The sequence below is a fragment of the Phenylobacterium sp. genome (assembly GCF_013911965.1).
Classification (GTDB): Bacteria; Pseudomonadota; Alphaproteobacteria; order Caulobacterales; family Caulobacteraceae; genus Phenylobacterium.
Genome location: NZ_JACESE010000004.1, coordinates 118,335 through 131,522, shown reverse-complemented (window position 1 = coordinate 131,522; position 13,188 = coordinate 118,335). Strand labels below are relative to the sequence as shown.

At 69.7% G+C, this 13,188-nt stretch carries 13 protein-coding genes; 4 read left to right on the top strand and 9 right to left on the bottom strand.

Going from position 1 to position 13,188, the window contains the following annotated elements:
* Positions 1-112 precede the first annotated feature (112 nt).
* Entirely contained in the window at positions 113-2,245 is a 2,133-nt protein-coding gene (locus H2041_RS05585; RefSeq protein WP_293410390.1) for a TonB-dependent siderophore receptor, read from the top strand.
* A gap of 4 nt (positions 2,246-2,249) precedes the next feature.
* On the opposite strand, the gene H2041_RS05580 is transcribed toward H2041_RS05585, so the two are convergent.
* Genes H2041_RS05580 through H2041_RS05570 form a run of 3 tightly spaced genes read right to left on the bottom strand, consistent with a single transcriptional unit; the run spans position 2,250 to position 5,004 of the window.
* Entirely contained in the window at positions 2,250-3,032 is a 783-nt protein-coding gene (locus tag H2041_RS05580; RefSeq protein WP_293410387.1) for an ATP-binding cassette domain-containing protein, read from the bottom strand.
* Positions 3,029-3,853, bottom strand: a complete 825-nt coding sequence (locus H2041_RS05575) for an ABC transporter permease (protein WP_293410384.1) — start codon at positions 3,851-3,853, stop codon at positions 3,029-3,031. The genes H2041_RS05580 and H2041_RS05575 overlap by 4 nt, the downstream gene beginning before the upstream one ends.
* Positions 3,854-3,906: 53 nt before the next feature.
* Positions 3,907-5,004 (bottom strand): putative urea ABC transporter substrate-binding protein, encoded by a 1,098-nt coding sequence (locus H2041_RS05570; RefSeq protein WP_293410381.1) that lies wholly within the window; start codon positions 5,002-5,004, stop codon positions 3,907-3,909.
* A 259-nt stretch (positions 5,005-5,263) separates the two neighbouring features.
* On the opposite strand from H2041_RS05570, the gene H2041_RS05565 reads away from it, so the two are divergent.
* The gene (locus tag H2041_RS05565) at positions 5,264-6,268 is read left to right on the top strand and encodes a 2-oxoglutarate and iron-dependent oxygenase domain-containing protein (protein ID WP_293410378.1); all 1,005 of its coding nucleotides are present in this window, start codon (positions 5,264-5,266) and stop codon (positions 6,266-6,268) included.
* Here H2041_RS05565 and H2041_RS05560 read toward each other — a convergent pair.
* Genes H2041_RS05560 through H2041_RS05535 form a run of 6 tightly spaced genes read right to left on the bottom strand, consistent with a single transcriptional unit; the run spans position 6,265 to position 11,508 of the window.
* A complete protein-coding gene (locus H2041_RS05560; RefSeq protein WP_293410376.1) occupies positions 6,265-6,819 on the bottom strand; it encodes a CopG family ribbon-helix-helix protein in 555 nt (184 codons plus the stop codon). The two genes, H2041_RS05565 and H2041_RS05560, sit on opposite strands and share 4 nt — an antisense overlap.
* On the bottom strand, positions 6,816-7,604 hold the full coding sequence (locus H2041_RS05555; protein WP_293410374.1) for a hypothetical protein: 789 nt from the start codon (positions 7,602-7,604) through the stop codon (positions 6,816-6,818). The genes H2041_RS05560 and H2041_RS05555 overlap by 4 nt, the downstream gene beginning before the upstream one ends.
* A gap of 18 nt (positions 7,605-7,622) precedes the next feature.
* Entirely contained in the window at positions 7,623-8,435 is an 813-nt protein-coding gene (locus H2041_RS05550) for an ABC transporter permease (protein ID WP_293410372.1), read from the bottom strand.
* Positions 8,432-9,328 carry an ABC transporter permease gene (locus tag H2041_RS05545; RefSeq protein WP_293410369.1) on the bottom strand — a complete coding sequence of 299 codons (897 nt, stop codon included), beginning with the start codon at positions 9,326-9,328 and terminating at the stop codon, positions 8,432-8,434. Before H2041_RS05545 ends, H2041_RS05550 begins: the two co-directional genes overlap by 4 nt.
* Positions 9,325-10,374: an ABC transporter ATP-binding protein gene (locus H2041_RS05540; RefSeq protein ID WP_293410367.1), complete on the bottom strand. Its 1,050-nt coding sequence runs from the start codon at positions 10,372-10,374 to the stop codon at positions 9,325-9,327. The genes H2041_RS05545 and H2041_RS05540 overlap by 4 nt, the downstream gene beginning before the upstream one ends.
* A 12-nt stretch (positions 10,375-10,386) precedes the next feature.
* The gene (locus H2041_RS05535) at positions 10,387-11,508 is read right to left on the bottom strand and encodes an extracellular solute-binding protein (RefSeq protein ID WP_293410365.1); all 1,122 of its coding nucleotides are present in this window, start codon (positions 11,506-11,508) and stop codon (positions 10,387-10,389) included.
* 288 nt (positions 11,509-11,796) lie between these two features.
* On the opposite strand from H2041_RS05535, the gene H2041_RS05530 reads away from it, so the two are divergent.
* Together H2041_RS05530 and H2041_RS05525 are read left to right on the top strand one after the other, a co-directional pair.
* A complete protein-coding gene (locus H2041_RS05530; protein ID WP_293410362.1) occupies positions 11,797-12,978 on the top strand; it encodes a 2-oxoglutarate and iron-dependent oxygenase domain-containing protein in 1,182 nt (393 codons plus the stop codon).
* Positions 12,950-13,180 (top strand): aldehyde dehydrogenase family protein, encoded by a 231-nt coding sequence (locus tag H2041_RS05525; protein ID WP_293410360.1) that lies wholly within the window; start codon positions 12,950-12,952, stop codon positions 13,178-13,180. Before H2041_RS05530 ends, H2041_RS05525 begins: the two co-directional genes overlap by 29 nt.
* Positions 13,181-13,188 lie beyond the last annotated feature (8 nt).

Here is a 13,188-nt window from a genome sequence, read left to right as displayed (position 1 = left end):
AGTCTGCTAGCGCGAGGCATTCGCAAGGCGTTGCCAAGGCGCCGGCCGGGCCCCTATAAGCTCCCAAATTTGCGATTGCCTCGCAATAACGTCACGCCTTGGGGGTTCCACAATGTCCATCCGTCCGTCGGTCCGTTCGCGCCTGCTGCTCGGGGCCGCTCTCGCCGCGCTCGCCGCTCCGGGACTCTCGCAGGCCGAGGATGCGCCCACCCGGGTCAGCGAACTGATCGTCACCGGCGAGGCGGGCGAGGTCACCGTCGCGACGAAGACGGACACGCCGCTGCTGGAGACGCCGCAGGCCGTCTCGGTCATCTCCGGCGAGACTCTTCGCGAGCGTGGGGTGATGTCGATCCAGGACGCGCTGCTCTATTCGGCCGGCGTCCGCTCGGACGCCTACGGCAATGACGGGCGGGTCGATTCCTACTTCGTCCGCGGCGTCGCCCCGGCCCAGTACCTGGACGGGATGCGCTCCACCTACGCCTATTACGACACCGCCAAGGTCGATCCCTATGCGCTCTCCAGCGTGGAGATCATGCGCGGCCCGGCCTCGGTGCTGTACGGCCAGGGCTCCATCGGCGGCATCGTCAATCTGACCTCGAAGCGGCCGGACTTCGTCCGCAGCGGCGAGATCGTCGGCATGGTCGGCAACTATCAGCGCACCCAGATCCAGGGCGACGTGACGGGCCCGCTCAACGGGGCCGCCACCCTGGCGGGGCGCTTGGTCTTCCTCGGCCGCGACGCCGAGACCCAGGTGGACTACATCGAGGACGACCGCTTCTTCGTGGCGCCCTCGCTCACCTGGCGGCCGAACGCCGACACCGAGTTCACCCTGCTGCTGCATCATCAGGAAGACACGACCGGCTCGACCACCCAGTTCCTGCCGCACCAGGGAACGCTGCTGCCGAACGTGAACGGCGAGCTGCCGTCCAGCACCTTCGTCAGCGAACCTGACGTGGAGCTCTATCGGGCGATCCAGTCGAACGTCAGCCTCTTCGCCCGCCACCGGTTCAACCCGCACTTCGAGTACCGGCTGAGCGCGCGCGGCTCGTGGTCGGACGTCAACTACCAGACCATGTATCCGAACAACTACAGCAACCCGCTCGACCCGTGGGTGCAGCCGGGGCAGGCGGGCTACGCCGGGCCGCAGCGGAGCATGTACCGCTACATCTCCTACTCCTTCCCGGCGTCGCGGGCCTATTCGATCGACAACCAGTTCCAGGCCGACTTCAAGACCGGCGCGGTGGCGCACAAGCTGCTGTTCGGCGTCGACGGTCAGCAGTACCGCCAGTTCATGGAGTCGGGCTCGGGCCTGACGACCGCCATCGACCTGTTCGACCCGGTCTATGGGAACTACGCGGAGCCGGCGGTGACGCGTCGGGCGACCACCGAGCAGGAGCAGCTGGGCTTCTACCTCCAGGATCAGATCACCTTCGGCGGCTGGAACCTGATCCTGGGCGTGCGCCGCGACGAGGCGGTCACGCGCTCCATCGCCGTCAGCGGCGCGGTGAGCGAGCAGGAGTCCGACGCCACCACCTATCGCGCCGGGCTGCTCTACGCCTTCGAAAACGGGCTTTCGCCCTATGTCAGCTATTCGGAGAGCTTCCTGCCGGTGGCCGGCGCCAATCTGGCCGGAGAGCCCTTCGAGCCGCAGAAGGGCGAGCAGTGGGAGGCCGGGGTGAAGTGGTCGCCTGCGCCTCAGTATCTGGTCACGGCCACGGCCTTCGACATCCGCGACACCAACCGGCTGACCAGCGACCCGACCAATCCGCTCAACCGCATCCAGACCGGCGAGGTCCGCTCCAGCGGCTTCGAACTGGAAGGCCGCGGCATCTTCCAGGAGGTCTGGGACGTGTCCGCCAACTACACCTACAACGACGTCGAGGTGTCGAAGAGCACGAACCCTCTGGAGGTCGGCAAGCCCTTCGCGGCCCAGCCGCTGCACACCGCCTCGGCCTGGGTGACGCGCCGCTTCCGCATCGGCGCCGACGGCGAGCTCAGCCTGGGTCTGGGCGCCCGCTGGTACGGCGAGTCGACCGATCAGACCGCCAACCGCACCTTCGTCCTGACGACGCCGTCCTACAGCCTCTTCGACGCGCTGATCGCCTACGAGCAGGACAACTGGCGCGCGGCGCTGAACGTGAAGAACCTCGAGGACGAGTACTATCTCACCACCTGCCTGGTGCGCGGCGACTGCTTCATCGGCGCCCGGCGGACGGTGGTCGGCAGCCTGACCTACCGCTTCTAGGGCGTCAGGCCTCCGCCGGGGCCGGCGCCATGGCGGCCAGCTCCGGCGGGATCTGCGGGCGCGCCTTGTCGTCGAGGGGGAAGTCGTAGACTGCGGTCGAGCCGAACCGGTGCGGAGCGTGCGGGTCGTGGCGGCGCTTGTCGATGGCGATCACCCGCGTGCCCAGCTTGAAGGCTTCCTTGATGTCGTGGGTGACCATCAGGATGGTCAGGCCGTGTTCGCGCCACAGCCCGGTGATCAGCTCGTGCATGTCGAGCCGGACGCCGGGGTCCAGGGCGCCGAAGGGCTCGTCGAGCAGCAGGATCCGCGGCTTGGTGATCAGGGCCTGGGCGATGGCCAGGCGCTGCTGCATGCCGCCCGACAGGGCGCGGGGATAGGCCTTGAGCGAGTCGCCCAGGCCCACCTGACGCAGCATCGCCACGGCCTCGTCGCGGGCCTGGCGACGGGCGCGGCCGGTCAGCATGCCCGTGACCGGCGCCTGATCGCAGCGGGCGCCGAACATCACGTTCTGCAGGGCGCTCATGTGCGGGAAGACGGAGTAACGCTGGAAGACCACGCCGCGGTCGGGGCCCGGCTCGGGCGGGATGGGTTCGCCGTCCAGCAGGATGGCCCCGCGGGTCGGCGCCTCCTGCCCGAGCGCCAGGCGCAGGAAGGTGCTCTTGCCCGCGCCCGAGGGGCCGACGATGGAGACGAAGGCGCCGCGGGCGACGTCGAGGCTGAGCTTTTCGAGGACGATCTTGTCGCCGTACTCCACCCATACGTTGCGGAACGAGAGGGCCGGGCTCATCGGCGGCCTCCCGGGGCGTGCGCCCACGGAAAGGCGACCCGGCTCCAGGTGAGCAGCATCAGGTCGATGACCACCGCCAGCAGGGAGATCCAGGCCACGTAGGGCAGGATGATGTCCATGGCGAGATACCGGCGCACCAGGAAGATGCGGTAGCCGAGCCCCACGTCCGAGGCGATGGCCTCGGCCGAGATCAGGAACACCCAGGCGGGCCCGAGCGAGAAACGCAGGGCGTCGATCAGGCGCGGCATGGCCTGGGGCAGGGCGACCTGCAGAGCGGTCAGCCAGGTGGAGGCGCCCAGCGTCTGGGCCTTGACGATCTGCTCCTCGGGGATGGCGGCCACATGGCCGGCCATGTCGCGGACCATGAAGGGCGTGATGCCGACGAAGATCAGCACGATCTTGGCGGTCTCCCCCAGGCCGAAGACGATGAACAGGATGGGCAGGACGGCGATCGGCGGGATGACCGATATGGTCGCCACAAGGGGCCCGAGGCCCGCCCGCGCATAGGGCAGCAGGCCGATGGAGAGGCCGAGCACCAGGGTGGTGGCCGCCGCCGCGCCCACGGCGATTCCCAGGCGCTTCAGACTGGCCCGGGTGTCGGCGACCAGCGGGATTTCGCCGGTGCGGGGGTCCTCCTGCAGGGCCATGATCTGCATGGATTCGGCCATGGCCGCCGGCGTCGGCAGGATCTTGTCGCGCGGGTTCTCCGCATGCCGCGCCTGGGCGGCGACCAGGTAAAGCAGGATGAGGGCCGCGATGGGCAGCAGGCCCAGGAGAAGGCGACCGCCGCCATGCGGCCGGGCGTTCAGCAATCGGCGCATGGGGCGGTCAGTCCTCCGACATTACGCGTCGCACAAAGGGTCGGCGGGCGGTCTTAGAGAGACCCGTCGGCCGCGGCCTGGGTGTAGGTCGGGTCGAAGCGCAGCTTCACGTTGTCGGCGTCGCCCAGGATCTTGCCGCCGGGGAATTCCAGCCCGATGTCGTCCACCGAACGCGCGCCCTGGCCGAACAGGCCGGCCTGGAAGCTGAACTGGCGCACCTTGTCATTGGCCGCCACGATGTCCTCGCCGGTCATGGCCGCCAGCGCCGCCTGAGGCTGGTAGTACATGTAGGTGGTCTTCAGCTGGTCCTCGTAGCCGGCCAGGTCGGTGCCGGCGATCTTGGCCATGGCCTCGCGGGCGGCCGCGCCTTCGGGCGTGTCGGCGCTCATCAGGGCCATGGTCTCGTACCAGATGCCCGCCAGCGCCTTGCCGAGGTTGGGATTGGCCTGCAGCGCCTCGGTCGAGACGATCATCATGTCGAGGATCTCGCCGGGGATCTGGGTCGAATTGAACACCTCGGTGGCGTTCGGCATCTTCTTGATCTCGGCCAGCTGCGGGTTCCACGGCACGACCGCGGTGGTCTCCGGCGCGGCGAAGGCGGCGACGATGTCGGCGTCGGAGGTGTTGACCACCGTCACGTCCGTCATGGCCAGGCCGGCGCTCTCCAGGGCCCGGGCCAGCAGGTAGTGCGAGACCGAGTTCTCCACGAGGTTGACCGAGCGGCCCTTGATGTCGGCCATGCTCGAGCCGCCCTTCAGGATCACCCCGTCATTGCCGTTGGAATAGTCGCCCACGATGACGACCGTGGTGTCCTTGCCGGCGGCGGCGGGGATGGTCAGCGCGTCCATGTTGGTGGAGGTGACGCCGTCCAGCTTTCCGGCCGTGAACTGGTTCAGGGATTCGACGTAGTCGTTGATCTGAACGAGCTTGATGTTCACGCCGTACTTGTCGGACCACTTCTTCACGATGCCGGCCTGTTCGGCATAGGGCCACGGCATCCATCCGGCATAGATGGTCCAGCCGATGGTGTACTCCTGGCCGGCGGCGGGCGCCGCGGCCGTCTCCTCGGCCTTCTGCCCGCAGGCGGCGAGCGCCAGACTGCCGAGCGCCGCCACTGCGACGGCGCGCAAACCCGTGATCCACGTCTTCATTCGGACCCCCTTCATCCGCGGACGCGGCCGGAGCGCCGCGCCTTCGGTATTACCCTCGGGCGATTTCGTAATAATCCAACCGGCGTTCGGCCGGGGCGGCGAGACGGCGGGCGCGGCGCCCGGATTCGAGGCGCCAAGGCGCGCAGGCGCCTGTGATCCGCTCAGTTTCGAGCGCCAGGCCGGCGGTCGGCGCGGGGGCTGGTGAGTGTTACGATCTGTTCAGTTCGTATGCGTCGAACGCAGCCCGATGGAGGCCGTTTTGAGCGGCGATTTCGACCACATTCCTATTGTGGACATCAGGGGCCTGGCCTCCGCCGACCCCGCCGAGCGCCGCGCGGTGGCCGGAGCCATGGGCGAGGCGGCCCGCGAAATCGGCTTTCTCTATGTGTGCGGCCACGGCGTGGACGAGGCGCTGTTCGAGGGGCTGCTGGACGCGGCCCGGCGCTTCTTCGACCAGCCCCTCGCCGCGAAGATGGAGAGCTATATCGGCGGCTCCTCCAACCACAGCGGCTATGTGCCGGAGGGCGAGGAGGTCTTCCCCGGCGGGACCATCGACCGGAAGGAGGCCTACGACCTCAACCTCGACCTGCCGGAGGCGCGGGGCGAGGCCCCGATGCTGGGGCCCAACCGGTGGCCCGACCTGCCGGGGTTCCGCGAGGCGGCGAGCGCCTACTACGCCGCGGTCTCCGATCTGGCGCGCCGGCTGTTCCGCGGCTTCGCCCTGGCGCTGGACCTGCCGGAGGACCACTTCGAACCCTACCGCCGCCGGCCGCCCAGCCAGCTTCGCATGATCCACTATCCCTTCGATCCCGCCGCCCAGGACCGCGAGGGGATCGGCGCCCACACCGACTATGAGTTCTTCACCATCCTGCGCGGCACGGCCCCGGGCCTGGAGGTGCTGAACGGCCGGGGCGAGTGGATCGACGCGCCGCCGGTTCCCGGCGGCTACGTCATCAACATCGGCGACATGCTGGAGGCCTGGACCAATGGCGCCTTCACCGCCACCACCCACCGGGTCCGGAAGGTGGCCGAGGAACGCTACAGCTTCCCCTTCTTCGCCACCTGCGACTACGAGACGGTGGTCGAACCCGACCCGCGGCTGGTCGCGCCGGGCGAAGCGCCCCGATATCCGCGCCTGGTGTCGGGCGAGCACCTGTTCGCCCAGACCGCCCGCACCTTCGCCTATCTGAAGGCCCGCCGCGCGCGAGGGGAGCTGGTCCTGCCGGAGGACGAGCCCCGCTTCGGCCGCACGGTCCGCGCCTAGAGGGCGGCGCGGCGGACGGCCCGCGTCTCCTCGATCTCGGCGCCGCCATGGGCGTGCAGCGGCGGAAGGAGGGATGTGGTGGTCACCAGCTTCAGCTGCTGGACGGCGCGCACGCCGCGCAGCCGGTCGCAGAGCTGCTGCAGCCGCTCCACCGAGCCCTGGACGAGCAGCACCTCCAGGGACTGGTCGTCCTCGAGGAAGACGTGCTGGGAGGAGATCACCTCCTTGACGAACTCGCTCTGCACGCGGGCGAGCGCGTGCCGCACGCGGCCGGAGTCGGCGCGGTAGATCAGGGTGATCGTGCCGGCCCGGACGCCGTCGCCGCCGTCGCGGTCCACATCGGCCACCTCGTGGCGGATCAGTTCGGCGATCAGTTGCGAGCGGCCGGGCAGGCCGCGCTCGGCCACCATCTGATCCACCTGGGCGAGCAGCCGGGCCGGCAGGCTCACGCCGATGCGGGCGAGCTGGGAGCCGGAGGCGGAGTCGGCGGCGGCTTTGCGCGGGACGTTCGGCAAGATCGCGACCTTGGCGGCGGCAGGGGCGGCCTTCATAGCGGCTCATCTTCGGTCGTGGCCAGGGCGAAGAGCGCGGCCAGCCGATCGGGCGGCGCATCCGCCTCCAGCAGGGACCAGGTCTCTCCGTCCGGGAGCCTCAGCCGCCCGCCGTGCAGTTCCGGCGGCGCGTTCCAGAGACTGCGGCCCTCCAGCCAGGGAAGCGTCGAAAGGCTGATCCGCCAGCGCTCGCCGATCCGCCCGTAGGCGATGGGCATGGACAGCAGGTCCTCGGCCGCGCTGCGCCGCCCGGCGGCGAGCTCCGCCTCCACGAGCGCCGCCAGCGACTCGCCCGCCAACGGCGCGCCGCGGCCGCGCATCATCAGGAAGTGGTCGCCGGCGATGACCAGCAGGCCCGGGCCGCCCGCGCGGGCGAAGGCGGCGCGCAGGCCGCCGCTCTCCGGCTCCAGACGCCAGATCTCCTCGTATTCGGCATGGATGCCGCCTTCGACGAGGACGTCGCCGTCGAGCGTCCAGGTCCCCTCGTCCGGGACGGGGCCGGGCGGCTGGTAGTCGAGGTCGCGCCGCCAGGCGCACATCTGCGGCGTCACAGTCAGCTGGCCCGCGAAGCCCTGGGTGCGCGCCAGCTCGACCAGTTCGGCGTCGGAATAGTCGGCGAAGCTTGTCGCGCCGGGTCTGCGGGGCGCGTCGGCGCGCACCCGGATATCGCCGTACCAGGACAACGACTGCACCCAGCAGACGCGGGTGGTGTCGTCCAGGTATCCGCCCGGCGCGGTGATCCGCTCGCGGCGCCAGACGCCGGTGACCTCGGGGGGAACGGGCACGCTTCTTGGTCCTCCGGCTCAGGCTTCCAGGGGTCGGGTGCGGCCCATCAGCCGCGGCAGGTCGGCGAGCTTCGACATCAGGATGAAGGCCGCGAAGCCCAGCGTCATGAAGATCACCGCCGCCACGCACATGGTCGGCTCGTAGCCCTGGCGCATGTTGGCGAAGATCCGGATCGGCAGGGTCTGAACCGTGAAGCCGGCGACCATGTAGGCGATCAGGTACTCGTTGATGCTGAGCACGAAGACGAAGACGAAGGCGCACAGGATGTAGGGCGTCATGGCGGGGCGGACGACCATCCGGAAGGCGTCGGAATCCCGCGCGCCCATGGTGTGGGCCGCCTCCACCTGGGCCTTGTCGATGGCCGAAAAGCCGACGCTGAGCAGGGAGAGCGGAATGCCCAGCAGGACGATGGCGTGGCTCAGCACCACATTCTCCAGCCGGCCGACATGGCCGGTGACGCCCCAGAAGGCCGACAGCATCAGGGCGGCCACCACGCCCGGTATCAGGAAGAGGGCCGCGCCGACGCCGGCCAGGGCCCGGGCGACGCGCGCTTGGTAGCGCCAGATGGCGTAGGTGATCGGCAGCGCGACGAGAACGGCGACGGCGGCGGCGAGCGCGGCGATGGTCAGCGAGCGCTCCAGCGAGGACATCCAGCCATGGTCGCCGAAGAAGGCCTCATACCAGCGCAGGCTGAACGCCGTGGGCGGGAAGCTCATGCGCCGGGTGTCGTTGAACGAGACCGAGACGACGACGATCAGCGGCGCGGCCAGGAAGAGGGCGATCAGGCCGAGGAATCCCCGGCGGGCGAGCGTCCCGAAATCGATCCTCATGCGGCGGCCTCGGGGCGGCGCGACAGGATCCGGGTCAGGGCGAGCAGGGCGACCATGAAGGCCACCACGGCCACGGCGTAGGCGGCCGCCAGGGGAACGTTGCCCGCGGCCATGGCGGCGTTGTTGATGTGGATGGCGATGGTCCACTGCGGCGGGCGGCCGAGCACCAGGGGCGTCAGATAGGCGCCGAAGGTGAAGATGACGACCAGCAGCACGCCGGTCAGGATCTGGCCCCGCATCATCGGCGCGATCACGGTGGCGAAGGTGGTCAGGCGCGAGGCGCCCATGGTGGCCGCGGCCTGCTCCACCTCCGGGTCGAGCTGGGACAGCGCCGGATAGAAGAACAGGATCACATAGGGCAGCAGCAGATAGACGAGACAGGTCAGGACCGCCGGAAAGTTGGGATAGAGCGACTGGCCCGGCGCCAGCAGGCCGACGGCGGTGAGCGCGCCGGCCAGTGAGCCGCTGGTCGAGAGCAGGACCTGGAAGGCGAAGACGATCAGCACTTCCGACAGGGAGAGCGATCCGAGCAGGAAGACGAGCCAGGCGACCTGGGCGCGCCGCCTCATGCGGGTGATGAAATAGGCGGCGGGGAAGGCGAGCGCCACGCATATGGCCGCTCCGCTGGCGGCCAGCAGCAGGGAGAAGCCCATGACGCGCGCGAAGAGCGGCGTGGCGAGCTGGCGGTACTGGGTCAGTTCGAAGCCCGGCGACCAGAGGCCGCCCACGTCGCGATGGGCCAGGCTGATCTGCACCATCAGAAAGGCCGGGACCACGGCCATCAGGGCGATATAGAGGGCCGGCCCGGCGAGCAGGCCGGTCAGCACCCAGCGGTCGCGGCCTTGCCGATCGGCCGGCGCGGAAAGGGCGAAGGGGGCTTCGACGGCGCTCATCCGGCCAGCACCCGGCAGCGTTCGGCCGGAAGACGAACATGGGCCCGGTCGCCGTGGGTCGCGCCGATCCAGTCGCGGGGCTGGACGACGCCCAGGATGTCGCCGCCCTCGCAGTCGACGCGCACCTCCACATAGGCGCCCATGTCGCGCACCAGCTTGATGATCCCGGACACCTCGTTGCAGCCGCCGCCGGCGGCCGGACTGATCAGTATGTCCTCCGGCCGGATGGCCAGGGTGGCGGGGCCGGCGGCGGGCAGTCCGGTCGCCCCGACCTTCAGCGGCGTGGCGCCGTAGCGGACGGTGTGGGCGTCGAGCACCTCGACGGGCAGCAGGTTGCTGGCCCCGATGAAGTCGGCGACGAAGCGGTTGGCCGGCTGCTTGTAGATCGAGACCGGCGGCCCGTGCTGCTGGATCTTCCCTTCGCCCATGACGACGATCGAGTCGGCCATGGACATGGCTTCCCGCTGGTCGTGGGTGACCAGGACGGTGGTGATCTTCAGCCGCTGCTGCAGCAGGCGAAGCTCGGTCTGCATCTCCTCGCGCAGCTTGGCGTCGAGCGCCGAGAAGGGCTCGTCCAGCAGGAAGACCGGCGGCTCCTGGGCGAGCGCCCGGGCGATCGCCACCCGCTGGCGCTGCCCGCCGGAGAGCTGGCTGACCGCCCGCTTCTCCAGGCCCGGCAACCGGACCAGGTCGAGCAGTTCCTCCACGCGCGCCTTGCGCTGGCGGGCGTCCCAGCCGCGCAGCTTGAGCGCGAAGCCCACGTTCTCGCCGACGCTCAGGTGGGGGAAGAGGGCGAGCGACTGGAAGACCATGCCGAACTGGCGGGCGTTCGCCGGCTGGCCTGTGATGTCGCGGCCGTTCAGCAGGATCTCGCCCGAGGTGGGGGGCTCCAGGCCCGCAATCATGCGCAGGACGGTGGTCTTGCCGCAGCCCGAGGGACCGAGGAAGCAGACGAACTCGCCGTGCGGAATGGCGAGGGAGACATGGTCGGCCGCAAGCTGCGAACCGTAGGCCTTGGTCAGGTCGCGCAGTTCGAGTCCGAACATGACCGTCGCTCCCTAGCTCGCCAGCATCTTGTTGAATTCGGTGACCATGAGGTCGAGGTGCAGGCGGCGCGCCTCGAGGTTGATGGCGATGGGCGTGGTCTGCAGGGCGAGCCCGGCGCGCGTCGCCGGGTCGAGGTCGAGCAGTTCGCCGCGGATCAGCGGCGGGGCGTGCATCTGCTTGGCGATGAGCTCCTGCGCCTGCGGCGAGATCATGAAGTCGATGAAGGCGTCGGCCTCGGCCGTCTTGGTCGAGGCCGTCGGCTGGCACCAGCTGCCGAAGTCGATGACGGGGCCCTCCTTCGGGAAGACCACCTCGATCGAGGCGCCGCTCGCCCGCAGGGTCTCGGCGACGTCGGCGAAATAGACGCCGCCCTGCACCTCGCCGTTCTCCAGCGCGGTCTGCATGCTGCCTTCGGATTCCCACCAGAGCTTGGTGTTGGGCTTCAGCCCGGCCATCTTGGCCACGCACTCGCGGATGCCCGCCTCGGACGTCAGCATCTGCGGCCCGTCGAAGAAGGTGGCGGCGGTGACCTCGAACATCGGGCCGGCGCCCGTGCCGGCCAGGCCCCAGGCGTTGCGGTGCTGCGGCGCCCAGAGCTCGGTCCAGCTCGTCGGCGTGGGCGAGATCGCCTTCGGATCGGTGACCATGGTGAAGTACCAGCCGATGCAGCCGACGGCGGCGACGCCCTCCGGCGTTCGGCTCACATAGGCGTCGGGCAGGTTGGCGAGGTTGGGGATGGCTGCGGCGTCGCGCGTGCGCCAGAGCCCGGCGGCATCGCCGCGCATCACGTCCACCGGCGCGCTGATGCAGAGGTCCATCGGGGCCTGGCCGGCCCTGTTGGCCTCGATGAGCTGCAGCAGGAACTGCAGGCCCGCCGGCTGGGGGATGGAATCCACCCGGATGCCCGTGGCCTCTGTGAAGACCGGATAGGCGTGGTCGCGCAGGGCCTGCTCGAAGTTGCCGCCGTAGGAGGAGACGCGAAGACTGCGCCCGCCGCCGGCGCCGCCGCCCGAACATCCCGCCGCCAGACCCGCGAGGCCGGCGGCCCCTGCGCCCAGGAGCAGGCCTCGTCGGTTCAGCTGGCCGGCGCGCGTCCCGGCGCCGAAAAGTCCGCCTCGACCGGTTCCACGCATCGCCAGCTCCGTACTCGCCGCCCCGCTCGGGCCCTTCGAGCCGATACCGGCGACCGGTCGCTGGCAAGCGATGGGCGAGCCGGCTGGCGAGCGCCGCACGATTGCTTGGCGGCTGGGCGCCGCCCTTGGGCGCCGCGACTACGATTTGAACAAATCGTATTACTGGAGCCGATTTCCTCCGGGCCTCGCCCATCCCGCCGCGCGAGCGGCCGTGTTCTCCGACAAGGTTTCCGCCGCGGCCCGCCGCGAGGCGTCGGCCGTGTCATCCCTGCCCAGGAGACGCGAAGCATGAGCACCGGCGAAGCGACGCAGACCGAGCCGACATCGGTGGGCGCCATGGGCGCCAAGCTGATGGCCTTCACCGAGATTCCCGTCATCGACATCGCCGCCCTTCGCGGCGACGACGCGGAGGCGAAGGCGGCGACCGTGGTCGAGATCGGCCGGGCCTGCGAGACGGTCGGCTTCTTCTACATCCGGAACCACGGCGTGCCGCAGGCGCTGATCGACCGCACCTACGAGCTGTCGCGCCAGTTCCACTATTCGCCGCGGGAGCTGCGCGAGAGGGTGCACATCCGCAACTCGCCCGGCACGCGCGGCTGGGCGCCGATCTCCGACGAGGACGACGACGGCGATCCGGAGCTCTACCGGCTGGTGGAGCCGAGCCCGGACAACGACTACCTGACCAAGCCCCGCCTGCACGCGGCCTTCGACCTGGCCATCGAGATCGACGAGGACGACCCGGACTTCAAGGCCGGCAACCTGATGCTGGTGCCCAACCAGTGGCCCGACTGGATCCCCGGCTTTCGGGAGGAGGTCATGGCCTATTACGACGCCGTGCGCGATGTCGGCGACCTGCTGTTCCAGGCCTTCGCCGAGCGCCTCGGTCTCGACCCCGACTTCTTCCGTGAGCGCACCAGGAAGACGCCCTCGCAGCTTCGCCTGCTGCACTATCCCGAAAACGACCGGCCGATGGACAACGACCATCTGGGCATCGGCGCCCATTCGGACTTCGAGTGTTTCACCATCCTGCACACCGGCGGACCGGGCCTGCAGGTGATGAACGCCGCCGACGAGTGGGTGGAGGCGCCCCCGATCGAAGGGGCCTACATCGTCAATGTCGGCGATCTGCTGGAGGGCTGGACCAACGGGCGGTTCAAGGCGACCCAGCATCGGGTGGTGAACACCGGCAAGGAGCGCTTCTCGATGCCGCTGTTCTTTGCGGTGGACTACGACGTGGTGGTCGAGCCGCTGCCGCAGTTCGTCACCGCGGATAACCCCTCGCGCTACACCCGCATCGTCGCCGGCGATCACCTGGCGGGCTTCAGCGTCCACGGCGCCAAGCACCTGCGCAAGAAGATCGTCCGCGGCGAGCTGAAGATCGACTTCCCGATCCACAGGGAGAACCCGTTCAAGCGCAAGGCGGTCAACGAGTACCAGGCCGATGCGGCGGCCAAGGAGCCGGCCCGTTGAGCGCGGCGATCGAGGCTGCGCTGAGCGGCGCCCGGGTTCGGGCGGCGAGTGGCTCGACATCGTCAAGCCGGCGGACGAGGCGGTGATCGGCCGGCTGGCGGTGGCGACCCCCGGCGATCTGGACGAGGCGCCGGCCGCCGCACAGAGCGGCTTCCAGGCCTGGCGCAGGACCACGCCGATGATGGAGGGCATCGACGCCTAACTGACCCG

What these genes read in the sequence shown, in the direction of transcription:
- H2041_RS05585 (WP_293410390.1), top strand. Translation starts at nt 113, where the DNA reads ATGTCCATCCGTCCGTCGGTCCGTTCGCGCCTGCTGCTCGGGGCCGCT.
- H2041_RS05580 (WP_293410387.1), bottom strand. Translation starts at nt 3,032, where the DNA reads ATGAGCCCGGCCCTCTCGTTCCGCAACGTATGGGTGGAGTACGGCGAC.
- H2041_RS05575 (WP_293410384.1), bottom strand. Translation starts at nt 3,853, where the DNA reads ATGCGCCGATTGCTGAACGCCCGGCCGCATGGCGGCGGTCGCCTTCTC.
- H2041_RS05570 (WP_293410381.1), bottom strand. Translation starts at nt 5,004, where the DNA reads ATGAAGACGTGGATCACGGGTTTGCGCGCCGTCGCAGTGGCGGCGCTC.
- H2041_RS05560 (WP_293410376.1), bottom strand. Translation starts at nt 6,819, where the DNA reads ATGAAGGCCGCCCCTGCCGCCGCCAAGGTCGCGATCTTGCCGAACGTC.
- H2041_RS05550 (WP_293410372.1), bottom strand. Translation starts at nt 8,435, where the DNA reads ATGAGGATCGATTTCGGGACGCTCGCCCGCCGGGGATTCCTCGGCCTG.
- H2041_RS05545 (WP_293410369.1), bottom strand. Translation starts at nt 9,328, where the DNA reads ATGAGCGCCGTCGAAGCCCCCTTCGCCCTTTCCGCGCCGGCCGATCGG.
- H2041_RS05540 (WP_293410367.1), bottom strand. Translation starts at nt 10,374, where the DNA reads ATGTTCGGACTCGAACTGCGCGACCTGACCAAGGCCTACGGTTCGCAG.
- H2041_RS05535 (WP_293410365.1), bottom strand. Translation starts at nt 11,508, where the DNA reads ATGCGTGGAACCGGTCGAGGCGGACTTTTCGGCGCCGGGACGCGCGCC.
- H2041_RS05530 (WP_293410362.1), top strand. Translation starts at nt 11,797, where the DNA reads ATGAGCACCGGCGAAGCGACGCAGACCGAGCCGACATCGGTGGGCGCC.
- H2041_RS05525 (WP_293410360.1), top strand. Translation starts at nt 12,950, where the DNA reads ATGCGGCGGCCAAGGAGCCGGCCCGTTGAGCGCGGCGATCGAGGCTGC.